At 67.8% G+C, this 25,157-nt stretch carries 22 protein-coding genes and 1 tRNA gene; 11 read left to right on the top strand and 12 right to left on the bottom strand.

Annotated elements, in window-relative coordinates; genetic code table 11:
- Entirely contained in the window at positions 1-1,542 is a 1,542-nt protein-coding gene (locus C8D03_RS20310; protein WP_108049142.1) for a caspase family protein, read from the bottom strand.
- A 175-nt stretch (positions 1,543-1,717) separates the two neighbouring features.
- Here C8D03_RS20310 and C8D03_RS26895 point away from each other — a divergent pair, with 175 nt between their 5' ends.
- From C8D03_RS26895 to C8D03_RS20290, 3 genes are read left to right on the top strand one after another with little or no spacing between them, the layout of a single operon-like run.
- A complete protein-coding gene (locus C8D03_RS26895; protein ID WP_210203947.1) occupies positions 1,718-3,004 on the top strand; it encodes a DUF4399 domain-containing protein in 1,287 nt (428 codons plus the stop codon).
- Positions 3,001-3,489, top strand: a complete 489-nt coding sequence (locus tag C8D03_RS20295) for a DUF4399 domain-containing protein (protein WP_248308549.1) — start codon at positions 3,001-3,003, stop codon at positions 3,487-3,489. The genes C8D03_RS26895 and C8D03_RS20295 overlap by 4 nt, the downstream gene beginning before the upstream one ends.
- Positions 3,490-3,537: 48 nt before the next feature.
- The gene (locus tag C8D03_RS20290) at positions 3,538-5,382 is read left to right on the top strand and encodes an SUMF1/EgtB/PvdO family nonheme iron enzyme (protein WP_181301135.1); all 1,845 of its coding nucleotides are present in this window, start codon (positions 3,538-3,540) and stop codon (positions 5,380-5,382) included.
- A gap of 16 nt (positions 5,383-5,398) precedes the next feature.
- Here the strand turns inward: C8D03_RS20290 and C8D03_RS20285 are convergent, their stop codons facing one another.
- The 5 genes from C8D03_RS20285 to C8D03_RS20265 all read right to left on the bottom strand — a co-directional run bounded on the left by C8D03_RS20285 (position 5,399) and on the right by C8D03_RS20265 (position 11,875).
- On the bottom strand, positions 5,399-5,773 hold the full coding sequence (locus tag C8D03_RS20285; RefSeq protein WP_108049138.1) for a hypothetical protein: 375 nt from the start codon (positions 5,771-5,773) through the stop codon (positions 5,399-5,401).
- Positions 5,774-5,862: 89 nt separating this feature from the next.
- Positions 5,863-5,936 (bottom strand) — tRNA-Gly (locus C8D03_RS20280).
- Between the two features lie 72 nt (positions 5,937-6,008).
- Positions 6,009-8,324 carry a heavy metal translocating P-type ATPase gene (locus tag C8D03_RS20275; RefSeq protein ID WP_465246452.1) on the bottom strand — a complete coding sequence of 772 codons (2,316 nt, stop codon included), beginning with the start codon at positions 8,322-8,324 and terminating at the stop codon, positions 6,009-6,011.
- Between the two features lie 54 nt (positions 8,325-8,378).
- Complete coding sequence (locus C8D03_RS20270) at positions 8,379-10,949, bottom strand: heavy metal translocating P-type ATPase (protein WP_108051850.1); 2,571 nt, start codon at positions 10,947-10,949, stop codon at positions 8,379-8,381.
- A gap of 98 nt (positions 10,950-11,047) precedes the next feature.
- Positions 11,048-11,875 (bottom strand): phosphogluconate dehydrogenase C-terminal domain-containing protein, encoded by an 828-nt coding sequence (locus tag C8D03_RS20265; protein WP_108049134.1) that lies wholly within the window; start codon positions 11,873-11,875, stop codon positions 11,048-11,050.
- A gap of 197 nt (positions 11,876-12,072) precedes the next feature.
- Here C8D03_RS20265 and nanR point away from each other — a divergent pair, with 197 nt between their 5' ends.
- Entirely contained in the window at positions 12,073-12,798 is a 726-nt protein-coding gene (gene nanR / locus C8D03_RS20260) for a transcriptional regulator NanR (protein WP_108049133.1), read from the top strand.
- A 74-nt stretch (positions 12,799-12,872) separates the two neighbouring features.
- Here nanR and C8D03_RS20255 read toward each other — a convergent pair whose 3' ends face one another.
- From C8D03_RS20255 to C8D03_RS20240, 4 genes are all read right to left on the bottom strand, one after another.
- On the bottom strand, positions 12,873-13,907 hold the full coding sequence (locus tag C8D03_RS20255) for an amino acid ABC transporter substrate-binding protein (protein WP_108049130.1): 1,035 nt from the start codon (positions 13,905-13,907) through the stop codon (positions 12,873-12,875).
- Positions 13,908-13,950: 43 nt separating this feature from the next.
- On the bottom strand, positions 13,951-14,586 hold the full coding sequence (locus tag C8D03_RS20250; protein WP_465246451.1) for a L,D-transpeptidase: 636 nt from the start codon (positions 14,584-14,586) through the stop codon (positions 13,951-13,953).
- A 15-nt stretch (positions 14,587-14,601) separates the two neighbouring features.
- Positions 14,602-15,108 (bottom strand): hypothetical protein, encoded by a 507-nt coding sequence (locus C8D03_RS20245; RefSeq protein ID WP_108049126.1) that lies wholly within the window; start codon positions 15,106-15,108, stop codon positions 14,602-14,604.
- A gap of 265 nt (positions 15,109-15,373) precedes the next feature.
- Positions 15,374-15,715 (bottom strand): ArsR/SmtB family transcription factor, encoded by a 342-nt coding sequence (locus C8D03_RS20240; RefSeq protein ID WP_248308548.1) that lies wholly within the window; start codon positions 15,713-15,715, stop codon positions 15,374-15,376.
- A gap of 72 nt (positions 15,716-15,787) precedes the next feature.
- Between C8D03_RS20240 and C8D03_RS20235 the strand changes: the two genes are divergently transcribed.
- A complete protein-coding gene (locus C8D03_RS20235; RefSeq protein WP_108049124.1) occupies positions 15,788-17,044 on the top strand; it encodes a DUF2325 domain-containing protein in 1,257 nt (418 codons plus the stop codon).
- Positions 17,045-17,079: 35 nt separating this feature from the next.
- Here the strand turns inward: C8D03_RS20235 and tsaA are convergent, their stop codons facing one another.
- The gene (tsaA, locus tag C8D03_RS20230; RefSeq protein WP_108049122.1) at positions 17,080-17,574 is read right to left on the bottom strand and encodes a tRNA (N6-threonylcarbamoyladenosine(37)-N6)-methyltransferase TrmO; all 495 of its coding nucleotides are present in this window, start codon (positions 17,572-17,574) and stop codon (positions 17,080-17,082) included.
- A gap of 6 nt (positions 17,575-17,580) precedes the next feature.
- Positions 17,581-17,787 carry a TOBE domain-containing protein gene (locus C8D03_RS20225; protein ID WP_108051848.1) on the bottom strand — a complete coding sequence of 69 codons (207 nt, stop codon included), beginning with the start codon at positions 17,785-17,787 and terminating at the stop codon, positions 17,581-17,583.
- Between the two features lie 325 nt (positions 17,788-18,112).
- On the opposite strand from C8D03_RS20225, the gene C8D03_RS20220 reads away from it, so the two are divergent.
- The 6 genes from C8D03_RS20220 (at position 18,113) to C8D03_RS20195 (ending at position 25,110) form a co-directional block, all read left to right on the top strand.
- Positions 18,113-19,543: an aldehyde dehydrogenase family protein gene (locus tag C8D03_RS20220; RefSeq protein ID WP_108049120.1), complete on the top strand. Its 1,431-nt coding sequence runs from the start codon at positions 18,113-18,115 to the stop codon at positions 19,541-19,543.
- Positions 19,544-19,768: 225 nt separating this feature from the next.
- Positions 19,769-20,677 carry a DMT family transporter gene (locus C8D03_RS20215; RefSeq protein WP_108049118.1) on the top strand — a complete coding sequence of 303 codons (909 nt, stop codon included), beginning with the start codon at positions 19,769-19,771 and terminating at the stop codon, positions 20,675-20,677.
- 250 nt (positions 20,678-20,927) lie between these two features.
- Complete coding sequence (locus C8D03_RS20210) at positions 20,928-21,908, top strand: LysR family transcriptional regulator (RefSeq protein ID WP_108049116.1); 981 nt, start codon at positions 20,928-20,930, stop codon at positions 21,906-21,908.
- Positions 21,909-22,052: 144 nt separating this feature from the next.
- Positions 22,053-23,117 (top strand): TRAP transporter substrate-binding protein, encoded by a 1,065-nt coding sequence (locus tag C8D03_RS20205; RefSeq protein WP_108049114.1) that lies wholly within the window; start codon positions 22,053-22,055, stop codon positions 23,115-23,117.
- Positions 23,114-23,752: a TRAP transporter small permease subunit gene (locus C8D03_RS20200; RefSeq protein WP_108049112.1), complete on the top strand. Its 639-nt coding sequence runs from the start codon at positions 23,114-23,116 to the stop codon at positions 23,750-23,752. Before C8D03_RS20205 ends, C8D03_RS20200 begins: the two co-directional genes overlap by 4 nt.
- Complete coding sequence (locus C8D03_RS20195; protein ID WP_108049110.1) at positions 23,749-25,110, top strand: TRAP transporter large permease; 1,362 nt, start codon at positions 23,749-23,751, stop codon at positions 25,108-25,110. Before C8D03_RS20200 ends, C8D03_RS20195 begins: the two co-directional genes overlap by 4 nt.
- Positions 25,111-25,157: the final 47 nt, after the last annotated feature.

Genomic DNA, 25,157 nt, shown 5'->3' with positions numbered 1-25,157 from the left:
TCAGCGGCACAGTTGAAGTTGCTCCTTCGCCTGCGGCGTCAGCTCGCCGAGCTGGGCGCGCAGCAGGATCTCGCTGCAGGCAGCCGCGCTCGGCCGCGCATTCTGCGCCCGGACGGTCTGCGGCCTGACCGCAGCGGGCGCCGGATGAGCAACGGGAGCCGGTTCGCTCGCCACCGGCTCGGTCAGGGACCGCTCGGCCGGTGGCGGCGGTGCGACCAGCGAAAGGCTCGGCTGGATCGGGGACGACATGGTCAGCGTACCCATCCGCGCCGCCATCGCCTGCTCCAGCAGGCCACGCTCGTCGGCCAGGCGCCGCTTCTCGGTCTCGAGCGAGGCGAGTTCGCGTTCGCGCCGCGAGACCTCCTCGGCCAAGCGCTCGCGCTCGGCCTTTTCCTGCGCGGCCCGCGTCGCGACATCGACGGGCCTGACGGTCCCGCCGGCCGACGCCAGCGGCCGCGCCGCCGGACCGGGCGGTGCCCCGGCGGGAGCCGGCACCGCCGCCTCGCTCTGGCGTCGGGCGAGATCGGTCGCAGCCTGCTGGCGGACCTTCTCGGCCCGTTCGACCCGTTCGAGCAGCACGCGCTCGCGCTCGGCGAATTCGCGGGCCAGCAGGTCGCGCTCCTTGGCCTCGCTCGCACGCCGCTCGATCAGGTCGAGCCGAGTGCGCGCATCGATGGTGAAGAAGCTCGTCGGATAGCGCTGGATGAAGGCGTTGAACTCGGTGGCATCGTCGCTCGCCCGGATCCGGCGCCAGACATCGCTGTCGGTCTCCTCCCGGTTGAGATAGAAATCGCCGAGCAGCGAAAGCGAGAGTTCCGGCGTCTGGCGCCCGGATGTCGCGTCATAGACGCTCTTCTGGACGCGCCGGAACATCGTCGCGACCTCGAGGCCGGGCTGGTCGATCTCGCGGACCAGCGCCGCCGTGAAGGGGCTGTTGCGCCCCGCACCATCCGCCGCGACATCGTTGGCCTGCGTGGCATAGGCGATCACCATGCCCTGCGCCCGGGCGACGGGGGCGAGACCGCTGCCGACGGCAAAGCCGCGCGTCGCCTGGCGCTTGGCGAGCTGGCTCACGAACGGATTGTTGCGGCAGGCGTCGAGCACCATGATCTTGACGCCTTTGGAGAAGTTCAGCGCCGTCATGACGTCGTTCAGCCGCGTCGTCTCGTACTGGACGCTGATCTCGTCCTCGACCCGCGCCTCGACCGGCACGAGATAGTTCTCGCCGTTGAACTGGAAGCCGTGCCCGGCATAGTAGAACATCACCGCGTCGGCATCCTGCGCCAGCCGCGCGAACCGCGTCACCGCCTGGTCCATGCCGCGCTTGTCGAGATTGACGCCGTCGACCACCTCGAATCCGACCTTGCGCAACGACACGGCCATGTCGCGGGCATCGTTGACGGTGTTGGGCAGGACGGGGGCATTGCTGTAGCTCGAATTGCCGATCACGAGCGCGACGCGGCGCTCCGTTGCCAGCGCCGGCATCGCCAGCAACAGCATCGCGAATCCGATCAGCGCACGAAATCCGGCAACGAAGATCATGAGGCCCTTCCTTGGGTCAACCTACCGCAGCACCTTGCGAAAATCCAGCCCGCGCAAGCTGTTCCGCGCGGAACAGGTAACGCACAAGTCGCTGACATGACGGGTATTCGGCTTGCCCCTGCGGCATGAGGCTGATAACTTAACCAATACTGGAGCGCGTGAAAGGGACAAGCCGATGCAGAAGGTTCGGCTCTGCCTCGCAGCGACCGTTCTGGCCCTGGGTTTGGCGGTTCTCGCCCCCGCTTTGCCGGACGCCGCCTTCGCCCAGGAAAGGGCGAGGCTGCGCAGCGCGGCTCCGGCCAATGTCAGGATCGGCTTCATCGACCTGCCCAACAATGCCCGCGTGCCCGGCAAGCTCGTCCTGCGCTTCGCGCTGACGGGCATGGACGTCGCTCCCGCCGGCCCGCCCCGGCGCAATGCCGGCCATCACCATCTCCTGATCGATACCGAGCTGCCGCCGCTCGACCAGCCGATTCCGAGCGACTTCAACCATATCCATTTCGGCGGCGGCCAGACCGAGACCGAGATCGCGCTGACCCCGGGGCGGCACACGCTCCAGCTTCTGTTCGCCGATCACGATCACGTGCCTCACAACCCGCCGGTGATGTCGGAACGCATCACCGTCGAGGTCATGGCCGAGGCGGAGGAGAAGCCGCGCTCCGTCGCCGCCCCCGGCGCCAAGGTGTTCTTCGTCGACCTTGCCGACGGCGCCACGATCCCCTCCCGTTCGCGCATCCGCTTCGGCGCCGACGGGATCGCGCTCTCGCCGGCCGGGACGAAAAGCGAGAACGGCGGCCACCACCATTTGCTCGTCGACACCGAGTTGCCACCGCTCGACCGCGAAATCCCGAGCGACTTCAACCATCTGCATTTCGGGCGCGCCCAGACGGAAACAGAACTCACGCTGCCGCCGGGCGAGCACACGCTGCAATTGCTGATGGGCGACCAGGACCATGTCCCGCATGATCCGCCGCTGATGTCGCCGCGCATCCGCGTACGCGTGGTCGAGGGCGGACAGGTCGCCTCCGCTGTCCAGCCCGCCGCCCCGGCAGCGACCCGGGCGGATGGCAAGCCGGCGCGGACGCCGGCCCCCAACGACGCCGTTGTCTACTTCGTCTATCCGCGCAACGGCGAGGCGATCTTCCCGAACACGACTATTCGCTTCGGCCTGCGCAACATGGGCGTGGCTCCGGCCGGCGTCACCAAGCCGAACACCGGGCACCACCACCTCGTCATCGACGCGCCGACGCCGCCGCTCGACCAGGCGATTCCCGCCGACCTGAATCACATTCATTTCGGCGGCGGCCAGACCGAGCGCAAGGTCACGCTGCCGATGGGCGAGCACACGCTCCAGCTCATCCTCGCCGACGAAAACCATGTGCCGCATGATCCGCCGATCATGTCGGAGCGCATCACGGTGCTGGTCGCACCGGGCGGCAAAAGACCGGTGAGGCGTCGATGAACCCGCATCTCTCTTCACCGACCGGAGCAACCGGCCGTCTCGCGATGCTTCCGTGGCGTCGCGGCTTGCCCGCGTTCCTGCTGGCGATGCTGCTTCCACTGGCCGGCGAGGCTTTGGCGCAGTCAGCGCCGCGCCAGGCGGCTCCCAAGGGCGCGCAGGTCTATTTCCACTATCCGCTCGACGAGTTGCGCGTGCCCGAGCGCTTCACCGTCCGCATCGGCCTGAAGGAGATGGGCGTCGCGCCGGCCGGGACGGTTTGGGCCAACACCGGCCATCACCATCTTCTGATCGACACCGACCCCGGCCCGCCCAACGAGCCGATCCCTTCGGACTACAACAACGTTCATCTCGGCAACGGCCAGACCGAGGTCGTCGTGACCCTGCCCAAGGGCCGGCATACCTTGCAGCTTCTGCTGGGAGACCATAGCCACATCCCGCACAATCCCCCCGTGATGTCGCGCAAGATCACGGTGTATGTTCGCTGACATGGCGCAATTCGGTCGAAGGGACTTCCGAGGCGAATGAAGAACAGCATGTCCTGCAGCATGTCCTGGTTGCGCTGCCTGCCGTTCGCCCTGTGCGCTGCGCTGTTGCTGCTGGCCGGGCCGGGCCACGCCCAGGTCAGCGAGGCAGGTGCCGGCCGCGTCGCACTCGTGATCGGCAATGCCGGCTACCCGCTGGCTCCGGTGGCCGCGGCCGCCAGTGATGCCCGCGCCGTGGCCGCAGTGCTGCGCGACGGCGCCTTCGACGTCGTCATCGCCGAGGATGCGAACGGCCCGGCTTTGCAGGATGCGATCGCGACCTTCGCCGGCAAGCTCAGGCGCGGCGTCCAGGCAGTGGTGTTCTATTCCGGCCATGCGGTGCAGTTGCGCAACCGCAATTTCCTGGCTCCCGTCGATGCGAGGCTGCGATCCGCCTCGGAGATCGCCCAGGCTGCCGTCGATCTCGACATGCTGCTCGATGCGCTGATCGTGGCGCGGCCCGCGAGCGCGCTCGTCGTGCTCGATGCCAGCCGGGACAATCCCTGGCAAGCCGAACTCGCCGGCTCCTCCAAGGGGCTCCTCGCCATCGAGCGCATGGACCATGTCAGCGTGATGTTCACCGCCGCGCCCGGCCGCACGATCGCCGACGCTGGCGCGCGTAGCAATCCGGCCATCGACGAGTGGATCAAGGCGATCCGGACGCCGGGGCTCGACATGACGGCGGCGCTGAGCCGGACCCGTGACGCCGTCGCGCGGCTGACGCGGCGCGGCCAGCAGGTCTGGACCTCGTCGGAGCCACCGGCCGGCCTGATCGTGACGCCGGTGGCGCGCCCGACCCAGATCGCCGAGACCAGCAGGGCAGTGATCCCGCTGCCACCGATGGAGTCACCCGCTGCGCGGCAGGATGCCTATGAGCTCTCCTTCTGGGAATCGATCCGCTCCAGCGAGAACCCGGCCGAATACCGCGCCTATCTCAATGCCTATCCCAATGGCCGCTTCGCCGGGCTGGCACGGACGCGCGAGCAGCAATACGCCGCACGACAGCCCGCGCCTGGACGGCCCGCACCTGCCGCCCTTCCCGCGGCACCGGCTCCTCAGGCAGCGCCCCCGCCCGCGGTCGCCTCGGTGCGCGAGCCGGCCCGCCCTCCCGCTTCAACGCCGGCTGCAAGCCCCCCCTCCTCCGCGCGCACCATCCGCGACTGTGAGGGCTGCCCGGAACTGACGCTGATCCCGCCCGGTAGTTTCGAGATGGGAGCCAACGAACTCTACGAGTTCGAGAAGCCCGTCCACGGCGTCGCCATCCGCAACGGCTTCTATATCGGCCTGCGCGAGGTCACCTTCGAGGAATGGGACGCCTGCGTCGACCAGGGCGGCTGCGCGCATCGCCCCAACGACCGCAATCTCGGCCGCGGCAAGCGCGCGGTCACCGATATCCACTGGAATGACGCCAACGCCTATCTCGCCTGGCTCTCGATGAAGACCGGCCGCAAGTACCGCCTGCCGAGCGAGACCGAGTGGGAATATGCCGCCCGCGCCGGCACGGCGACGACCTATCCCTGGGGCGCGACCATGGTGAAGGAGCGCGCCAACTGCATCGGCTGCAACGATCCGACGCGCCGGCAGGCGGTCGAGGTCGGGCAATACCCCGCCAACGGCTTCGGACTTTTCGACATGGCCGGCAATGCCGCCGAATGGGTCGCCGATTGCTGGAGCGACAGCTACCGGACAACGCCGCGCGACAGCGGCGCCTTCATCGCGCCGGGCTGCCGCGAGCGCGTGCTGCGCGGCGGCTCCTTCAACAACGATCCGCGCTATCTGCGCTCGGCCGCGCGCTTCAAATACGAGGCGGATGTCCGCTTCTACACCAACGGCTTCAGGGTGGTGCGCGAGCCGTAATCGCAGACCGGGCCGGCTATTTGAACCAGAGCCGCAACGGAATCTGGCCCTCGCCGCCGCAACGGACGAAGCTGTGCGCCGTTTCCGACAAGGTGCCCGAGAACGAGCAGGAGGCGCCAGCCAGCGTCATCTGCGCGGAATAGCGATTGCCGCGCACGCTCATCCGGATATGGCCGGATTTTTCCGGTGTCTCGCCCGGCCCGCAGACGGCGTTGTGCTTCATGCGCAACGCGCCGGAGAATTCGGACGCGAAGAACCGCGCCACCGGCGCCTCGGAGAGCGTCGCCGTGACATCCCATTCGCCGAGATAGCCGAAGCGTCCCGCGAGTTCGCGCGCCTCGGCGGCACTGCCGAAGCCGATCAGGGACAGGATCGCGATCGCCCGAAGCATCCGCTCATCCGCTCTTTGCTGCCACGGACACCGTAACAGCGCGGACGCCTGCCGCAAGGCCGCGCTCGGCGCGGCTGATCGAAAGGGGGTGGAGCGGGTACAGGGAATCGAACCCTGGTATTCAGCTTGGAAGGCTGCTGCTCTACCATTGAGCTACACCCGCGCTGCCTCCGAAATTCCCCAGCCGCCGACGGAAGTCAACCCGTCCCGCGCAGGGGCGTCCGAGTTTCGTGCATCAGGTGCCGCGCGACGCCCGCTCTCCGCTGAAATAACCGAGCAGCCGCAGCGCGTTCAGCGTCACCAGGACGGTCCCGCCCGTATCGGCCAGGATCGCGACCCAGAGCCCGGTCGCACCGATGACCGTGGTGACGAGGAACAGCCCCTTCAACCCGAGCGCGATGGCGATGTTCTGGCGGATATTCGCCATTGTCGCCCGCGCCAGCCGGATCAGCGCCGCGACATCTGCGACGCGGTTGTGCAGCAGAGCCGCGTCGGCCGCCTCCAGTGCGACGCGGGTGCCCGAGCCCATGGCGATGCCGACATGCGCGCTGGCCAGCGCCGGCGCATCGTTGATGCCGTCGCCGACCATCGCGATCCGCACGGTCTCGGCCATCGCCCTGATCGTCTGCGCCTTGTCGGAAGGCAGCATCTCGGCCTTGGTCTCGATCCCAAGCGCCTCGCCGATCGCGGCCCCGGCGCGCCTGTTGTCACCGGTCAGCATGATCGGCCGGATGCCGAGCGCCTTCAATTCAGCGATGGCTGCAGCCGAGTCCGGACGAGGCTCGTCGAGCAGGGCGACGATGCCGATGGCCTGCGCAGCGCTGACGACCACGACGACGGTCTTGCCCTCGCCCTCCAGCCGCGCGATGGCGCCAGCCGCATCGTCCGACAACGGCGCCCAGTCGAGAGCATGACGGGGCGCGCCGACAAAGACTGCCAAGCCCTCGACCGTGCCGGCCATGCCCTTGCCGGGCACCGCCGCGACATCGAGCGCTTCGATCTCCGCGAGACCATCTGCATCGGCGCGGGCGACGATGGCCGCCGCCAGCGGATGGCTCGACCGGCGCTCGACCGCCGCGGCCATGGCGAGGATCTCGCTCTCATTGCCGACCAGGGCCAGGACATCGGTGACCGCCGGCGTGCCGAGCGTCAGCGTTCCGGTCTTGTCGAAGGCAACCGCCTGGATCGCCGCGAGGCTTTCCATCACGGCACCGCCCTTGATCAGCAGGCCCCGCCGCGCCGCCGCAGCGAGGCTGGAGGCGATGGCGGCCGGCACCGAGATCACCAGCGCGCAGGGACAGCCGATCAGCAGCAGCGCCAGCCCGCGATAGATCCACTGCCCCCAGTCGCCGCCGGCCAACAGCGGCGGCAGGACCGCGACCAGAGCCGACAGGCCGACGATGAACGGCATGTAGAGCCGCGAGAAGCGGTCGATGAAGCGCTCGGTCGGCGCCTTGGCATCCTGCGCCTCCTCGACCAGCGCGACGATGCGGGCGATCATGTTGTCTTGCGCCGCGCGCCCGACGCGCAGCTTCAGCGCCGCATCGTGATTGATCGTGCCGGCGAAGACATCCGAGCCCGGTACCTTCCGGCGCGGCACGGATTCGCCGGTGATCGAGGCCTCGTCGACGCTGGACAGCCCCTCGATCACCGTGCCGTCGGCGGGAATGCGGTCTCCGGGCCGCACCAAGACGACCTGGCCGATGGCGAGCGTCGCGGCCGACACCTCCGCGATCCGGCCATCCACCTCCAGCAAAGCGATCTGCGGCACGAGATCGCCGAGCGCCCGGATCCCCGAACGCGCCCGGCTGGCCGCGACGCCCTCCAGCACCTCGCCGACGCAGAACAGGAAGACGACGATCGCAGCCTCCTCGGCCGCACCGATGAACAGCGCGCCGATCACGGCGATCGTCATCAGCATCTCGATCGTGAAAGGCGCCCCCGCCCGCGCCGAGGCGAAGGCCCGCCGTGCCACCGGCGCAGCCGCAATCAGGCTGGCGGCGATGAACAGGGGATCATGCCAGCGAGGTGCGACGAGGCCTGCCAGATAGGCCAAAGCGACCAGCCCGCCCGAGATAATCGCGAGACGGCCTTTGGCCTGGCGCCACCACGCGACAGGCGCCTCGCGCACGGCCGGCGACAGGGCTGGCTGCGAGACGTCGAGACGGCTCGGGCTGTAGCCGAGCTTTCCAATCTGGCTCTCGATGGTCGAGGCTGCCGTCAATCGCTCGTCGAGGACGAGAGCCAGTGTCTCCTTCGTGATCGAAATCCGGATATCCGACACGCCGGGCAGACGCTCCAGCGCGGTGCGGATCGTGTTGGCGCAATTGCCGCAATCCATGCCCGTAACGCGCCAGAGCGTGGCATCGGCCGTCGATGCCGCGAAAGCGGTATCGTGCTTGCCATAACCATGGTCACAGGCGGGTCCATGCTCATGCGCCATCACTGCCGCGACCGCAGGCTGTGCGGCGTGGGCGTGCTCGTGGCCGCCGCAGCAGGATGCACCCTGAGCGTGGGGGTGATGGGAACCGTGATCGTCGGACTTGGTCATGCTGCACCGGCACTGTGAATCGTGAACCGGGCAGGACCATAATCCCTCTAGCGACTAGAGGTTCAAGCGATTTCTGGCGGGAGCCATCGGCCTCATATCGCCGGGACGGGGCGTGGCCGGCATCTCCCGGTTCGCATGCGCCGCGAGCGGCGGGCGGAAGCCCTTCAGCCGCAAGGCGTTGGTCACGACGCTGACGCTCGACAGTGCCATGGCGAGACCGGCGAACATCGGCGACATCAGGATGCCGAAAGATGGATAGAGCACGCCCGCCGCCACCGGGATCAGCACGGCATTGTACCCGAAGGCCCAGAACAGGTTCTCGGCGATGTTGCGGATCGTCGCCCGCGACAGCGCCACGGCATTCGGAACATTGCGCAGATCGCCCGACATCAGCACGACATCGGCGCTCTCGATGGCGATGTCCGTGCCAGTGCCGATGGCGAGCCCGACATCGGCCTGGGCCAGGGCCGGCGCATCGTTGATGCCGTCACCGACGAAGGCGACCCGTGTGCCACCTGCCTGAAGCCGCTTGATCACCTCGACCTTGCCGGCCGGCAACACCTCGGCGACGACCTCGTCGATCGGGAGGCCGCGTGCGATCGCCTCGGCCGTGCGGCGGTTGTCGCCGGTGATCATCACGATCCGGATACCCAGCGCCCGCAGCGCCTCCAGCGCTTCCAGACTGGTCTCCTTGAGCGGGTCGGCCACCGCAAGCACGGCCGCGAGCCGGCCATCGATCGCCGCATAGAGCGGCGAGCGGCCCTGATCGCCCAGCTGCGCCGCCACTGCCGCGAAGGGGGAAACGTCGATGCCCCGCGCCGTCAGCAACCTGTCGGCCCCGACGAGCAGCGCACGCCCCTCGACCGTCGCCGAGACGCCGAATCCGGGCTCGGCCGCAAATTCGGAGGGCTCCGCGACGACCAGGCCGCGGCGCCGCGCATCCGCGACGATGGCCTCGGCAATCGGATGCTCCGAGCGCGTCTCCACGGCAGCCACGAGGCGCAGCACCTCGTCCTCGGCAAAGCCCGCCGCCACTGCGATATCGGTCAGCTCCGGCCGCCCCTTGGTGATCGTCCCGGTCTTGTCGAGCGCGATGACCGCGACATCCCGCAGCGCCTGCAGCGCATCGCCGCGCCGGAACAGCACGCCCATCTCGGCCGCCTTGCCCGTTCCGACCATGATCGATGTCGGGGTCGCCAGACCCATCGCGCAGGGGCAGGCGATGATCAGCACCGCGACCGCGTTGACGATGGCGAGCGAGAGCGCTGGGCTCGGCCCGAACGCCATCCAGACGACGAAGGTAAGCAGCGCCGCGGCGATCACCGCCGGCACGAACCACATCGTCACCTTGTCGACGATCGCCTGGATCGGCAGCTTGGAGCCCTGCGCCGCCTCCATCGTCCGCACGATCTGCGCCAGCAGCGTGTCCGCGCCGACATTCGTCGCGCGGAACCGGAACGACCCCGCCTTGTTGACCGTGCCGCCGACGACCTCGTCGCCCGGCCCCTTCCGGACCGGGATCGGCTCGCCGGTGATCATCGATTCATCAACGAAGGAGGAGCCCTGGACGACCTCGCCATCGACCGGCAGTCGCTCGCCCGGCCGCATCACGACGATGTCGCCGGGCCTGACCTCGGCCAGTGCGACATCCTGCTCGCGCTCGTCGCGCAGGATGCGGGCGGTCTTGGCCTGGAGCGTCAGCAACTGGCGGATCGCATCGCCGGTACGGCCCTTGGCGCGGGCCTCCGCATAGCGGCCGAACAGGATCAGCGTCACGATCACAGCGCCGGCCTCGAAATAGGTGTAGTCGAGCCCGTTCGGCAGCAGCGCGGGCATGAAGGTCGAGACGACCGAATAGAGATAGGCCGTCGTCGTCCCCAGCATGACGAGCGAGTTCATGTCCGGAGCGCCGCGCAGCAGCGCAGGGCCGCCCTTGCGGTAGAAGGGCAGCCCGGGCCCGAACTGGACGAGGCTCGCGAGCAGGAACGAAAGGTAGCGGATATTCGTCTCGCCGACCGAACCGGCGAGCGCGTGATGCAGTCCATCGAACAGATGCGCGCCCATTTCGACCACGACGATCGGCAGCGTCGCCAGGGCGGCGATGATCAGGTCGCGGCGCAGCCCCGACAGTTCGGCCTCGCGCATCTCCCGGTCGCGATCGGTCTGGGTGGCGGCGTCGAGGATGGGTTGTGCCGGATAGCCCGCTGCTGTGAGCGCCGCCGTCATCGCGGCAACGGTATCCGCGCCGCCGGCATAGCGGGCATGGGCACGGCCGGTCGCCAGATTGACCGTGCCGTCGAGAACACCGGGGACGGCCTTCAGAGCCTGCTCGACCCGCCCGACGCAGGAGGCGCAGTTCATGCCCGTGACCGAGAGATCGACCTCCTCCTCTCGCGGCTCGTAGCCGGCCTTGCGGATGGCATCGAGCACGGGCTGGGTCGCACTGCCGGCGCCGAGCGCCACGCTGGCGCGGTTCGTCGCGAGATTGACCGAGACGTCCTCGACGCCGGGCACCGCCAGAACAGCCTGTTCGACGCGTCCGACGCAGGAGGCGCAGCTCATTCCGTCGACAGGAATGACGATCCGGGCAGCCCGCGCGCCCGTCCTTGCTTCGCTGATGGTCATCTCGCCTTCAAACCCCGTGCCCGCGTCCACGCTCATGCAGCGAGGCAAGATGGGGCTTCCCATCATGGGAAGGTCAAGAGGCAAAGAAGCCGGCGATCTCAGGTGATGCGGCGCACGCTGGCGGCAATCTCGTCGGGCTCGAACAGCCGCTTCCAGTCCGGCTTCAGGATCGTCTCCTTGCCGAAGACGATCGCCTTGTTGCAGGCGTCCGAGAACACGCCCTGGACCTGCTCGAAGGTCACGGCGGCGAGGATGTTCATATGGCCGAGCAGAAAGTCGCGCGCCGCTTCGCGCGGCACGCCGCGCGCGATCGCCTCTTCCATCGCCTCGCGCATCGCATCGAGCAGCGTCGCGCAGACCGTCTCCGACAGGCCGGGTTCGAGGATCGCCATCTGCTCGACCGTGACGCGATGAGACCGCATCACCGGCGCCCAGATCGCCCGCGCGACCTCCTCGCCCAGCGCATAATGCGCCTCCGGGCCCTGCATCAGCGCGTTGACGATGTGCTGCTTGGCGGCGATGCCGCCGAAATGGTCGGCCTTGGCGGCCGGGTCGGTCTCGTCGTTGAAGATTGGCGGATGGCAGGGATGCGTCACGAAATAGGTGATGTCGGCCCGCGCCGGCAGATGGCCGGCATGAGGCGCCGCGGCATCCAGAATGATGACGATCGTGCCTGCGGCGAGCTTCGGCAGCAGCGTCGTCGCCACGGCCCCGACATGCGTATCTGGCACGGCCAGCACGACGACCTCGGCCCCCTGGATCGCGGCGTCGGCCTCGATGCAGCCGACGCCAAAGGCTTCGCGCACCCGCTCCTGCCCCGCCGGGCTCACCTCGACATGGCGCGTGGTGAAGCGTGAGGCGGCGAGGTTGCGGCCGAGCCGCATGCCCATCTTCCCGCCGGCACCGAACAGGGCGACCACCGTCATGTTGTATCTCCCTAAGCGCAAACTGGTATGATGAGTTGATCACATGCGTTTTTCATGCTGTCAATCTGGTATGACGACCTCATGAGTTCGAGCGAATGGGAGCAGCCGTGGCACGGGTCAGCGCGTCGCGGCATTACTGGCTGGAGGCGCCGTGACAGTCCAAGCGCGCGAGCCAGCAGAGCGATGACCCAAGTGCCATGACCCCAGAACCGATCCCGCGCCGCAAGCTGCATCAGGAGGTGCTCGACCGTCTGATGGCCCGCATCCATGCCGGTGAATTCGCCCCCGGCCAGCAATTGCCCTCCGAACGCGACCTGATGGACGCCTATGGCGTCGGCCGGCCCTCCATCCGCGAGGCGCTGCAGCAACTGGAGCGCTCGGGCCTCGTCAGCATCAGCCATGGCGAGCGCGCTCGCGTGCTGCTGCCGACGGCGGAGACGCTGGTCGGGCAGATGGCCGACGCCGCGCGCTATCTCCTCAGCGTCGAGCCGCGCACGCTCGATCACCTCAAGGAAGCACGTGTCCTGCTCGAGGCCGGCGTCGCGAGGCTCGCGGCGCAACGGGCCGACGCCGCCGGGCTCGCCGTGCTGCGCCAGCGGCTCGACGAGCATCGACAAGCCAGTCTCGCCGACTTCCTCGCGCGCGACATCGCCTTCCATCGCCAGATCGCGGTGATGAGCGGCAACCCCGTCTTCCCGGCCGCCGTCGAAGCGATGCTGGCCTGGCTCGGCGCCTATTATCACACGCTGGTGCGGGCACCGGGCGCCGAGCGGCTCACACTGCAGGAGCACCAGCGCATCTACGACGCCATCGCCGCGGAGGATGCGGACGAGGCCGCCCGCGCAATGTCGGACCATCTCAACCGCGCCAATGCGCTATACCGGCGCTTTACGACGGAAGGCGAGGCACCCGGCCGCGCCTGAGCCGCATGCGGTCGCGCCGCGAGGCCCTCTGCGTTCCGGTTCTTCGCTCCGCCTTCCGGTTCTTCGTTATGGGCTCAGCGCAGCGGCGGGGCGTAGAGCACGCCCCCCATGTTCCAGAGCTGGTTCAGGCTGCGCGGAATCGCGAGCTTCGAGCTCGTACCGAGATTGCGTTCATAGATCTCGGCATAGCTGCCCGTCGCCCGGACGGCTTTGACCGCCCAGTCGGGATCGAGCCCCAGCGCCTTGCCGAAGCCCCCCTCCACGCCGGTGAAGCGACGCACATCGGGCTTCTGCGACTTCAGCGCCTCCTCGATATTGCTCGCGGAAATGCCGAGTTCCTCCGCATTGATCAGGGCGAAATTCACCCATTTCACCACGGTGAACCAGGCGAAATCGTCGCTGCGGACGACCGGCCCTAGCGGCTCCTTCGAGATCACATCCGGCAGCACCATCGCCTCGGCAGGCTTCGCCAGCCTGAGCCTTTCGCCGTAGAGCGCCGACTGGTCGCGGGTCAGGACGTCGCACTGGCCAGACTCGAAGGCGGCGAAGGCCTCCGCCGCACCCGGATAGACCTTCTCCTCATAGGTCAGCGAATTGGCCCGGAAGAAATCGCCGAGGTTGAATTGCGAGGTCGTGCCCGCCTCGACGCAAATCTTCGCCTTGTCGAGCGCGAGCGCGCCATCGACACGGAGCGAACGCTTCACCAGGAAGCCCTGCCCGTCATGATAGGTGATGCCCGCAAAGGCGAGGCCGAGTTCAGCCTCGCGCCCCAGCGTCCAGGTCGAGTTGCGCGAAAGCAGGTCGACCTTCGCCGCCTTGAGAGCGTTGAAACGCTCGCTCGCCGAGAGCGGCGTGAAACTGACCTTCTGCGGGTCGCCCAGCACGGCAGCCGCCAGCGCGCGGCAGAAATCGACGTCGAACCCGCTCCACTTGCCCTGCGCATCCTTGTCGGAAAAGCCGTTCAGCCCTTCGCTGACGCCACAGGCGAGCGTACCCCGCTGCTTGACGGTTTCGAGCGTCCCGGCTCCCGCCGGCATCGTCCAGGCAAGCGCCAGCGCAGCGGCGGCGATCCCGAAACAGCGCTGGCGAACCGATGAATCCTTCGACATGGCTTTTCCCCCGTTCGATGTCCTGCCGGCGCGACGGCGTGCGTTACAGCGTGGCCTTGTGGCGGATGATCACCTTGGTCCCGAGCGGCACCCGCTCGTAAAGATCGGCGATGTCGCCATTGGCCAGCCGGAAGCAGCCTGACGAGATCGCCTCGCCGATCGTTTCGGGCTGGTTGGTGCCGTGGATGCGGAAGACCGTCGAGCCGAGATAGAGCGCCCTCGCCCCCATCGGATTGCCCGGCCCGCCGGCCATGAAGCGTGGCAGATAGGGCTGTCGCTGCAGCATCTCCGGCGGCGGGCGCCAATCGGGCCATTCCGCCTTGCGGCTGACCTGAACCAGCCCGGACCACTGGAAGCCCTCGCGGCCGACGCCGATGCCGTAGCGCAACGCCCGCCCATTGCCCTGCACGATATAAAGAAAGCGCTCGGACGATTGAATGATGACCGTGCCCGGCGCCTCGCTCGAGCGGTACAGCACCATCTGGCGGGCGTAGGGGCCTTCCGTGATGCTGACCTCTTCGGTCGATACGCGGCCGGGCTCGTCGCCGATATCCATGGTTTCCTGCATGCCGGCAGGCGGCCGCGGCTGGGAGAGAGCCATCTGCGGCATGGACAGGCAGGCGGCAAGCGCCGCCGCGGCAAGTCCGGCCCGAGCCCGGGCTGTCGTCCAGGATGTCATATCCGTCCTCCCCGCTCAGCGGCAGCGCACATAGATGAAGGTGCCATAGCGGCGATGGGCATCAGGATCGACGAAGCGCATCACCAGCATGGCATCCGTCGCCGAGAGAATCTCGCGATCCTGCGGGTCGCCGGCCGGCGCCTCGAAGCCGAGGAAGGTGCGGCCGCCGGGCCCGGCCTTGAGCCGCAACTCGTAGAGCTTGGCATCGTCGGCGACATGCATCATGACGCCGTCATCGGGTCCCTTGGTGATGACATAGGGCTGGCTGCAGCTCGCCCGAGCCTGGGCCTCGGTGCGCTTGCGGTCCTTCTCGGTATGGAAGGACGCTATGCCCCAGCGGCCGACCAGTTTCTCGACGCCGATATGACTCGGGGCCGTGATCGAGGCGGAGACCACCTGCGACGGGGAGGCACGCTCGTCGTCGCCGCTGGAGAGGCAGCCGGCGAGCGCCATGCCGATGCCGACAACGACGAGCGGCCCGAACGCCCGCTGTCGATGGCTCTTCCCGTCGTTGCTTGACACCCGCACCCCTCCCGATCGACGCGATTTTTCTGGCAGTCACAGATTTAGCGCATGGTTCGGGTCGCAGGGCAATTGCCGGTTTGCTGGGCCGGACGGTCCCGTCGGGCGCATCATTCACGCGGCGCCTGAACTCTCAGCCATCCGCGGGCGGTCCGCCGCTGACCTGATCTGGCGCGACAGCCCGTGCAGCGGCAGCCGTGGCGACGGAAGTTGGCAACGCCGCCAGGCCGAGCCGGCCAGGCCCATCAGGCGCCAGGAAGGACCGTCATCTCGAGATCGCCCGGAGCAGGTCGCGGATGTCGTGGTTTTCCAGCCGGTAGAACATATTCCTGCCGTCCCGGCGCGTGGACACGATTCCTTGAATGCGCAACCGCGCAAGCTGCGGGGATATGGCAGCCTGACGAAGGCCCAGAACCCTTTCCAGCTCGGATACGGACCGTTCGCGCTCGGCGATCTGGCACAGCACGAGCAGCCGGGTCCGGTGCGCCAGTATCTTGAAGAGCTCGCTGGCGTCGCCTGCCCGCGCCATCCGGTCGGCTTCCACGCATGCGAGGTCCGGGTCCGGCAGCGTCCGCGCCTCGATATCCGCGGCGGCTGGAAAGGCCAACTCCCGATCCACTCTGCATCGCCTCCTACTCGCTCGTTATATTCATTTGAATATAACAAATAGAGGCGAGACATGTCGATACCGACCTTTCACGCCCGGCGCGCGCCCGCGCTCGGCATGGCTTTGCCCAGACCGGCCGATGACCGGCCCTTGCTGGATGCCAAAGATCTGAACGGCCGCCGTCGCTTCAGGATCTGGGAGATCTTACCCAACCTGCACCGTTCGATCGTCGGCAGCTGCCTGACCACCGGTGAACTCCGCCAGATTCTCAGCCGGCTGGGCCAGGCGGATGCGCCCACAGCCAGCGATCACGAGTTGCACACGCGCGGCGTCCGGGCGGCCGGCCGTCACGACCTCTCCGGCAAGGTGCTGCACAAGGCTCTCGACAAGCGTCATGACGCCGCGATCAAGCGCATGGCGGGCACAACCACAGCCGACGAACTGCTGCGGCGCTGGCGCAGCGCTTTGGAGGAGGGCAACATTCCCGGCGGCTACTGGGCCGCTCTGAGCCACCCGGCCTGCAGCCGTGCGGTGATCCGCGAGGCCTTCGGCGAGGTGCACATGCTCTCGCATCTCGTCGGGCAGTCGAACCGGCTCGATCTGGCGCGGCTGCGAAAGCTGGAGATCGCACTGGGCGAGCGCGACGCAAAGATGGCCCGGCAGGAAGCGCGACTGCGCGACGCGGCCGCCGAACGCTCCGAATTGCTCCGAAAGATCGAGTTCCTTCTGGTTGATCGCGACCGGAACGCCGCGCTCGACCAGCTTCGGGCCCAATCCGAGAACAGATCCGACACGGTCGATCTTCTCGCCCGGCGGCTCGACGCGGAGCAGACCCGTTTGCTGGCGCTGTCGAAACGCCTCGAGCGGAGCGAAATGCTGCTGGCCGGCGAGCGGCTGACAACGGCGAGGCTCGCGAAACGCCAGGGCGAACTTCAGACCGAACTGGCGTCTCTGGAGGCCGCCATCGCACCCGCTCCGGCAAGCCCGGACGAGCCCCCGCCGACGCGCGACATGGCCGGTCTGGTGCTGCTTTATGTCGGGGGCCGCCCAGGGCCGATCGAGCACGCCCGATCGCTGATGGCGGCGCGTGGCGGAGAACTTCTGGTCCATGACGGCGGCGTCGAGAACAATTCGGCCCTGCTGCCCGGCTTGGTGAGTCAGGCGGACGCTACGTTTTTCCCGATCGACTGCATCAGCCATCATGCGGCTGGCCAGATCAAGAAGCTCGCCAAAGCCCATGGCAAGCGGTTCATTCCGCTGCGAACCGCCAGCCTTGCCAGCTTCGTCGCCGCGATCGCCGATCCGGCAGCGTTCGCGATGCCCTTATAGGCTCCCGCTCGGCGAAGTCTCAGGAGCGCCCGGGTTCAGCCTCCGACATCGAAATCGCCGGTCTGCGCCGGCGCAATCGGTGTAAACAGGCTACGATCCGGCTTCAGATCGAGCAGCGGCGTTTCGTCGAGACAATCCAGTCCGCGCACGAGAATCGTCGCCCCGTCGCGCCCGATCAGGGTCACGATCGACGTGCCGATCGGATTCGGCCGCACCGGCGAGCGCAAGGCAAAGGTGCCATGCACTTCACCATTGTTGGCGGGGCTCTGACGAACGAGATCGCGCCGCGACTGGTGCAACCAGTAGAGCACCTCGAGCCGCTCGAAGGCCTCGACGCCGTCGATCGCCGCGGTCCACGGCTCGAAGATTTCGATCCGGCAGATCGGCCCGTCCTCGCGGCCCTGGCGCGGACAGGTCAGCCGCGAGGTCCAGGGCGTGCGGATGCGGCCGATGAAGACGAGCCCGGCATCGGTCGCGGGCGGCGGCTCGACCGCAACCTCGGCGCGGCGAATCTCGTTTTCCCGGACCATCGCGGCTCAGTCGATCGCGATCATGACGTCGGAGGCCTTCACGACCGCGTAGGCGGGCTGGCCCACCGCGAGCTTGAGATCGTCCACCGCCGCGTTGGTGATCGCCGAGGTCACGATCGTCCCGCCGACATCGAGCCGGACATGCGCCGTCGTCTCGCCCTTGGTGATCTCGACGATGGTTCCCTTGAGCTGGTTGCGCGCGCTGATCTTCACGATGTCGTCCTCCACTGCGATATGATGTCTGCCGAATGGTCGAGCGTGATATCGGGAGCCCATCGTGCCAGTCCGGTTCGGCCAGGCAAAGTCCCGGCCTGACCATGCCGGCGATCTGCCCTGTGAGCATGTCGCCATTCGCGATGGTCCATGCCAGCGACCGTGACAAAGGCATATGATCCACCTATCGTTATAATCAATAATGCATAGCGTCGACCGTGACCATACGGCGCAGCACGATGCCTTGGACCGTCCTTGGCGTGACACGCCATGAGGCCGTCATCCGGCGACGTGCCCCTTTTCTGAACCCGAGGAGACTATCCCCATGTCGCACGCGCTCCAGTTCTACATCGATGGCCAGTGGGTTGCCCCGGCCGGCGCCAAAACGCTCGACGTGATCGATCCCTCGACGGAGGAGGCCTTCGCCACCATCGCGCTCGGCACTGCAGCCGACGTCGACAAGGCGGTCGCGGCGGCGCGCGCGGCCTTTCCGGCTTTTGCGGCAACCTCGCGCGAGGACCGGCTGGCGCTGATGCGCCGGCTGATGGAGGCCTACAAGGCGCGCTATGCCGAGATCGCCGAGACGCTGTCGCGCGAAATGGGAGCGCCCAAGGATCTCGCCCACAAGGCCCAGGCCGCGATGGGCACCGCCCACCTCGCAAAGATGATCGAGACGCTGGAATCGTACCGCTTCGAGGAGGTGCGCGGCCAGACGCTGATCGCCAAGGAGCCGATCGGCGTCGTCGGTATGATCACGCCGTGGAACTGGCCGATCAACCAGATCATGTGCAAGGTCGCGCCGGCGCTCGCCGCCGGCTGCACCATGGTGCTGAAGCCCTCCGAAATCGCCCCGCTCAACGCGATCATCTTCGCCGAGGCGATGCATGAGGCCGGCGTGCCCAAGGGCGTGTTCAACCTCGTCCAGGGCGACGGCCCGACCGTGGGCGAGGCGATCTCCCGCCACCCCGGCGTCGACATGGTCTCCTTCACCGGCTCGACGCGGGCCGGCATCCTCGTCGCCAAGGCGGCCGCCGACACCGTCAAGCGCGTGCATCAGGAGCTCGGCGGCAAGTCGGCCAACATCATCCTAGACGATGCCGACCTGAAGAAGTCGGTCAAGCTCGGCGTCGAGAGCGTGATGCGCAACAGCGGCCAGTCCTGCAACGCGCCGACCCGGATGTTCGTGCCGGCCGCGCTGCATGACGAGGCCGTCGCCATCGCCAAGGCCGTCGCCGCGCCGCTCAAGGTCGGCGCACCCTCGGCCGACGACACCTGGCTCGGGCCGGTCGTCAGCGAGACGCAGTACAACAAGATCCAGAAGCTGATCGAGGCCGGCATCAAGGAAGGCGCCGATCTCGTCACCGGCGGCTCGGGCCGCCCCGAGGGGCTGAACCGCGGCTACTATGTCCGCCCGACGGTCTTCGCCAACGTCACCGACGAGATGACGATCGCGCGCGAGGAGATCTTCGGGCCTGTGCTCTCGATCCTGCCCTATGGCAGCGAGGCGGAGGTCATCGAGCGGGCGAACGACACTCCCTATGGACTGGCCTCCTACGTCCAGTCCGGTTCGCTCGAGCGCGCCCGCAAGGTCGCGGCCCAGATGCGCAGCGGCAATGTCTACATCAACTACCCGGCCTGGGACGCGGGCGCGCCCTTCGGCGGCTACAAGCAATCCGGAAACGGGCGCGAATATGCCGATTTCGGGCTCGACGAATTCCTCGAGATCAAGGGCACCGTCGGCTACGCCGCTGCCTGAAGTCACAACCATCGGGCCGAGGCGTTCCGGCTTCCGGAAACCTCGGCCCGTGCTCTCTCCGAGGCCAAGCCTCGCAAGGCAGCCTTGCAGCGCAGGCCAGCGAGCTCTGGCTGCGCGGCATGAAAGTTCGCGCCGTGCCTGAGGCCGGCCCGGGTCGAACGCTGCCCCTCCAGTCGATCTTCTTTGCACGGCGCGCCGGTTCAGCGCGCCCCCGATGGTTACGCCATGCCGCACGCCTCCGACCGCCCGCTCCTGCTCGTCCCGCTGCTCGGGCTGCTCTGGGGTTTCAACTGGCCCGCAGTGCGGATTGCGCTCACCGAGATCGCACCCTGGACGCTGCGAGCCGGGGGAATGACCTTCGCCGGACTGACGCTGCTCGCGATTGCGCTCGTCCGCGGCCAATCGCTCGCCGTGCCGCGGCGGCAATGGCTCAGGCTGGCGATCGCCGGCCTTCTCTCGATCGCGGCCTTCAACGTGCTGCTCGCTTTCGCCCAGCTCGCAGCGCCGACGTCGCGGGCGGCGATCCTAACCTTCACCATGCCGATCTGGGCGACGCTGCTCGCCCGCCTCCTGCTGGCGGAGCCGATCGACGGCCGGCGGCTCGTCGGCCTCGGACTCGGCGCGGCGGGGCTCGTCTGCCTCGGCGTGCCGCTGCTCGCGAGCGGCACGCTGTCGGTCGGCCTGCTCTATGCGTTGATCGCCAGCGTCTGCTGGGCGCTGGGTACGATCGTCACCAAACGCTGGCCGGTCGACGCGCCGGCCCTGACCATCGCAGCCTGGCAGTTGCTGATCGGTGGCAGCGCCGCCTGCATCGGAATGCTCGCCTTCGAGGGCGTGCCGATGCCAAAAATGCTCGAGGGACGGGCGATAGCGGCGCTGGGCTACCATGTCCTCGGCGCGCAGGCCCTGGCCTATTTCATCTGGTTCACGGTGATCGCCGGCCTGCCCGCGGGCATCGCGAGCCTCGGCACGCTGATGGTGCCCGCCGTCGGCGTGCTCGGATCGGTGCTGCTGCTTGGCGAGCACCCGACGCCGAGCGACTGGCTCGGTCTCGTGCTGGTCGTCGCGGCCTCGGGCTCGATCATGCTGCCGGCGCGGCGCAGGACGGCGCGGCATGCTGCGGTGAGACGCTGAAGCGCCACCGGCACGGCTTCATTGATCGAACCTGAAGCCCGCGAGGCCTCGCCGCCCGTTCGGCACGGATGATGCTAGCCGGTCACGGTCGCACCGATGCGTCCTGCGGGGACCGGCACGGCGCCAGCGAGGCCTGATCATCATGCCGGTTCCGTCGAACAGCTTCGCCCACGCTCCTCCGCCGTTTTCGATCCTGCTTTCGGCCTGCGACCCTACAAGCCGCCACTCCCCGATGAGGCGAGGTTGAAGCATGAACGATCTCAAATGCCTGGAGACCTTCGTGTGGGTGGCACGCCTGGGCGGCTTCCGGGCTGCCGCCGGGCAGCTCAACACCACCCAACCCTCGATCTCGGCGCGCATCGACCAGTTGGAAAGCCATTTCGGCGTCGTCCTGTTCGGGCCGCCACAACGACGCACGACGCTGACCCGCGAAGGAACCGTGCTGCTCGAATACGCGGAACGCATGCTGTCGATCATGACGGAGGCGCGTGCCGTCGTCTCGCGCGCCGACGCCGTGCGCGGCGTCCTGCGGCTCGGCGTCGCCGAAACCCTCGTCCACAGCCTGATGCCGCGCCTGATCGCTGTCATCAACGCCAACTATCCCGAGCTCGTCGTCGACATGGTGGTCGATACCACCAATGTGCTGTCCGAGCAGCTCCTGCGCGGGCAGGTCGACGTCAGCATGCAGGTCGGCCCTGTCGCCGATCCGCGCGCCATCAACCAGCGCCTCTGCCATCTGCCGCTGGGCTGGGTGGCAAGCCCGGAGCTTCCGATCGGAGACGGCCCGCTGACGCTGGCGCGGCTGGCGGAATGGCCGATCATCAGCTTTTCGCACAACAGCCCCCTGGCGGAGGAAATCAAGCGGGCACTGGCCGGCGAAGGGCGCGAGCAGGTTCGCCTCTGGGGCAGCGCCTCGCTGACGATCATGATCCGCATGGCGCTCGACGGCATGGGAAGCTGCATTCTCCCGCTGGCGCTCGTGCGCGAGGAGCTCGAACGTGGCCGGCTGCGCAGCATCGCGGTCGAGGGCGTGACGCTGCCGCCCAACGGCTTCCAGATCGCCTATCTGCGCAAGCCCAACAACTTCCTGGCCGCGCTGGTGGCACGCCACGCCAGCCAGATCGGGAAGACGCTGGAGGAAGGCACGCCGCCTGATCCGATATTCCGATCGGGCCGATCCAAAAACACAATTCGACACCCCGGGGCCAATGGCCTTCAAATGAGCCCCTGAACGCGGCCCGAACGGCCGTCCAGAATGAAATCCGGCGAAGAGGAACCGAATTCGCGATAGGAACCGCCGATCACAGGCGGGCCAGGGAAGAGACAGCCAGAAGCGCGGGCCATCAGGGGAACACAACAACCGAGGCTCACAGCGATGACGAAGAGCATTCTGGCCAGCGGAGCGCTGCTTGCGACTCTCGCGGCATCCGGCATGGCACTCGCCCAGACCGCGATTCCGAAGCAGACGATTTCGGCGGTGACACAGCCGCTGCCGACCAGTGCCCAATACACGCTCGTTGACCAGCCGCTGCTGCGCGACGGCCTCGCCAAGGCCTCGAACGGCCAGATCACCGTTCAGCTCAGCTCCCATGCCGAGCGCAATCTCGGCGGCGCCGAGATCGTGCGCCTCGTCCGCTCGGGACAGGTCGATATCGGAGCCGGCACGCTGACCACGCTGTCCGGCGACGTGCCGTTGCTCGATGGCATCGACCTGTCGGGGCTGAGCCCCGACATCGGCATGGCGCGGAAGATCGCCGACGCGATGCTGCCGATCGCCAACAAGGAGCTGGAGCGCTTCAACACGCGCCTGGTCGTGACATACCCCTTCCCGGCGCAGGTGCTGTTCTGCCGCCAGCCCTTCACCACGCTCTCCGACCTCAAGGGCCGCAAGATCCGCACCTTCGGCAACTCGCTGGTCGATCTCGTGCAGACCATGGGCGCCCAGCCGGTGAGCATCGGCTTTCCCGAGGTCTACAGCGCCCTCGAACGCGGCGTCGTCGACTGCGCCGTCACAGGCACGGGCAGTGGCGCCGCAGCGCGCTGGCCGGAGGTGGCGAGCCATATCTCCGACCTGCCGCTTTCCTGGGCAGTGGCCGGCTACATGGTCAACGTCGCCTGGTGGAACAAGCTCGCCCCGGCAACGAAGGACCTGTTGGAAAAGACCTTCGCCGAGATGACCGACGCGCTTTGGAAGCTCGGCGACGCGGCGACGCGCGACGGCATCGACTGCAACATCGGCAACAAGGACGCCTGCAAGATCCACTCGCTCGCCGCCCGGCCGATGACCGAGGTCAAGGCGACCGAAGCCGACAAGGTGCTCGTGCGCCAGATCATGGAGAGCACGGTTCTGCCCGGCTTCGTCAAGCGTTGCGGCGCCCGCTGCGGTACCGTCTACAATGAGATCGTCGCGCCGATCTCGAAGGTGGAGTTCAAGCCTTGACCGAAGCAGCCGGGGCTTCCGCCCCGGCTGCCCTGCGGTTCGCCCGGGCCTTGCGCAAGGCGGTTGATCGCGCGGCAGCCGGCATGGCCTATCTGGCGGGCTGGAACTACGTCCTCTGTGCCCTATTCATCACCTCGGACATCGTGGGCCGCTCGGCCTTCGGCGTCTCCAGCGCCGCAACCGTCGAGATCAGCGGCTACATGCTGGCCTGCGGCATCTCATGGGCGCTGGCCCATACGCTGGCGGAGCGCGCGCATATTCGGGTCGACGTCCTCGTCAACCGGGTCCCCTTGCGCGCCCGCGCCCTGCTCCATCTCCTCGCCCTCGTCCTGCTCGGACTGTTCTCGGCCTTCCTCGCCTGGGCGGGGTGGGACCTGCTCCAGGAATCCCTGATGTTCGACGCACATGACAACAGCGCCCTGCACATCCCCATGGCACTGCCGCAAGGTATCTGGGCCTTCGGGCTCGGCGCCTTTCTCGTGATGATCGCCGTGCTCATGCTCGAGGCCGCGCTCGGCCTGTTCTGCAGCCAGTACGACGAGGTCGTCGCGCTGCTCGGCTCGCGCAGCATCGATGACGAGGCGGACGAGGCGCTGGAAGCCGTCGCCATGGCCCGCAAGGAAACGACCGCATGATCGCGATCGCCTTCCTGCTCGGCCTGCTCGGCCTGGTCTTCTTCGCGGCCTCCGGCGGCCAGGCGCTGCCGATCGCGGAGATTCTCGCGCTGGTCGCGGTCTTCGTCGTGTTCTTCGGCGCCGGCGTGCACATCGCCGCGGTGCTCGGCATTCTTGCGGTCCTGACCGGGCTGATGTTCTCCGACCGGCCGTTCTGGGCCTTCGCCGGCCAGACCTTCTGGGGGCCATCGAGCAATTTCGTGCTGATCGCCGTGCCGCTCTTCCTGCTGATGGGCGAGATCCTGCTGCGCGCCGGCCTCTCGGAGCGGCTCTACAAGGCGCTGAACGTCTGGCTGAACCGGCTGCCCGGCGGGCTGCTGCATACCAACATCGCGGCCTGCGCGCTGTTCTCCGCGATTTCCGGCTCCTCGGTCGCCACCGCCGCGACGATGGGCTCGGTCGCCCTGCCCTATTTCGAGGGCACGAAATACAGCCCGCGCATGGTGCTCGGCTCGCTCGCCGCCGGCGGCGCCATGGGCAACCTGATCCCGCCCGGAATCACCTTCATCGTCTACGGGCTGATCACGGAAACCTCGGTCGGCGCGCTCTACATCGCGGCAATCATCCCCAGCGTCATCGTCACGGCCTTCTTCGTCGCGATCATCGTGATCCACGGCCTGCGCAACCCGCTCGACAAGCCGCCGCCCCTGCCCCTCATCGTCAAGCTCAAGGCGCTTAGCGATCTCGTGCCGACGCTCGTGCTGATCGTGCTGGTGCTGGGTTCAATCTATGCGGGCTACGCGACCCCCACGGAGGCGGCCGCGCTCGGCGTCGTCGGCGCCGCGTTCTTCGCCCTGATCGAGCGGCGGCTCTCCTTCGCCATGATGCACGCATCGGCGCTGACGACCGCCCGCAACACCGCCCTGCTCGGCCTCATCATCATGGGTGCCTACCTGCTGAACTACGTGCTGACGATCATCAACGTGCCACAGGCCGTAGCCGACATGATCGCCAACCTGCCGATCCCGCCCTGGGCGATCATGCTCGCGATCGTCGGCATGTATTTCGCGCTCGGCACTTTCATGGAGGGTTTCTCCATGATCATCACGACGGTGCCGGTCGTGTTCCCGATCGTCGTTGGCCTCGGCTACGACCCGATCTGGTTCGGCGTCATCGTGACCATGCTGGTCGAGATCGCGCAGATCAGCCCGCCGGACGGCACGGTCATGTACGTGCTGCAGGGCATGCGTCCCAAAGGCGGGCCCATCACCGACGTGTTCGCCGGCGTCATGCCGTTCCTCGCAGCCTATCTGCTGGCGGTGGGCGTGCTGATGATCTGGCCCGCCACCGCGCTCTGGCTGCCGGCCCTGATGCGCTGACCTCACGCGCCTTTCCTCGCCATTCCTCCCCAGTTCGTCGTGACGAC

This window comes from Bosea sp. 124, from assembly GCF_003046175.1.
Lineage (GTDB): Bacteria > Pseudomonadota > Alphaproteobacteria > Rhizobiales > Beijerinckiaceae > Allobosea.
This window is presented reverse-complemented; position numbering and strand designations above follow the sequence as displayed.

What these genes read in the sequence shown, in the direction of transcription:
- C8D03_RS20285 (WP_108049138.1), bottom strand. Translation starts at nt 5,773, where the DNA reads ATGCTTCGGGCGATCGCGATCCTGTCCCTGATCGGCTTCGGCAGTGCC.
- C8D03_RS20215 (WP_108049118.1), top strand. Translation starts at nt 19,769, where the DNA reads ATGCCGCACGCCTCCGACCGCCCGCTCCTGCTCGTCCCGCTGCTCGGG.
- C8D03_RS20205 (WP_108049114.1), top strand. Translation starts at nt 22,053, where the DNA reads ATGACGAAGAGCATTCTGGCCAGCGGAGCGCTGCTTGCGACTCTCGCG.
- C8D03_RS20265 (WP_108049134.1), bottom strand. Translation starts at nt 11,875, where the DNA reads ATGACGGTGGTCGCCCTGTTCGGTGCCGGCGGGAAGATGGGCATGCGG.
- C8D03_RS20295 (WP_248308549.1), top strand. Translation starts at nt 3,001, where the DNA reads ATGAACCCGCATCTCTCTTCACCGACCGGAGCAACCGGCCGTCTCGCG.
- C8D03_RS26895 (WP_210203947.1), top strand. Translation starts at nt 1,718, where the DNA reads ATGCAGAAGGTTCGGCTCTGCCTCGCAGCGACCGTTCTGGCCCTGGGT.
- nanR (WP_108049133.1), top strand. Translation starts at nt 12,073, where the DNA reads ATGACCCCAGAACCGATCCCGCGCCGCAAGCTGCATCAGGAGGTGCTC.
- C8D03_RS20310 (WP_108049142.1), bottom strand. Translation starts at nt 1,542, where the DNA reads ATGATCTTCGTTGCCGGATTTCGTGCGCTGATCGGATTCGCGATGCTG.
- C8D03_RS20270 (WP_108051850.1), bottom strand. Translation starts at nt 10,949, where the DNA reads ATGACCATCAGCGAAGCAAGGACGGGCGCGCGGGCTGCCCGGATCGTC.
- C8D03_RS20275 (WP_465246452.1), bottom strand. Translation starts at nt 8,324, where the DNA reads ATGACCAAGTCCGACGATCACGGTTCCCATCACCCCCACGCTCAGGGT.
- C8D03_RS20195 (WP_108049110.1), top strand. Translation starts at nt 23,749, where the DNA reads ATGATCGCGATCGCCTTCCTGCTCGGCCTGCTCGGCCTGGTCTTCTTC.
- C8D03_RS20250 (WP_465246451.1), bottom strand. Translation starts at nt 14,586, where the DNA reads ATGACATCCTGGACGACAGCCCGGGCTCGGGCCGGACTTGCCGCGGCG.
- C8D03_RS20220 (WP_108049120.1), top strand. Translation starts at nt 18,113, where the DNA reads ATGTCGCACGCGCTCCAGTTCTACATCGATGGCCAGTGGGTTGCCCCG.
- C8D03_RS20210 (WP_108049116.1), top strand. Translation starts at nt 20,928, where the DNA reads ATGAACGATCTCAAATGCCTGGAGACCTTCGTGTGGGTGGCACGCCTG.
- tsaA (WP_108049122.1), bottom strand. Translation starts at nt 17,574, where the DNA reads ATGGTCCGGGAAAACGAGATTCGCCGCGCCGAGGTTGCGGTCGAGCCG.
- C8D03_RS20290 (WP_181301135.1), top strand. Translation starts at nt 3,538, where the DNA reads ATGTCCTGCAGCATGTCCTGGTTGCGCTGCCTGCCGTTCGCCCTGTGC.
- C8D03_RS20235 (WP_108049124.1), top strand. Translation starts at nt 15,788, where the DNA reads ATGTCGATACCGACCTTTCACGCCCGGCGCGCGCCCGCGCTCGGCATG.
- C8D03_RS20255 (WP_108049130.1), bottom strand. Translation starts at nt 13,907, where the DNA reads ATGTCGAAGGATTCATCGGTTCGCCAGCGCTGTTTCGGGATCGCCGCC.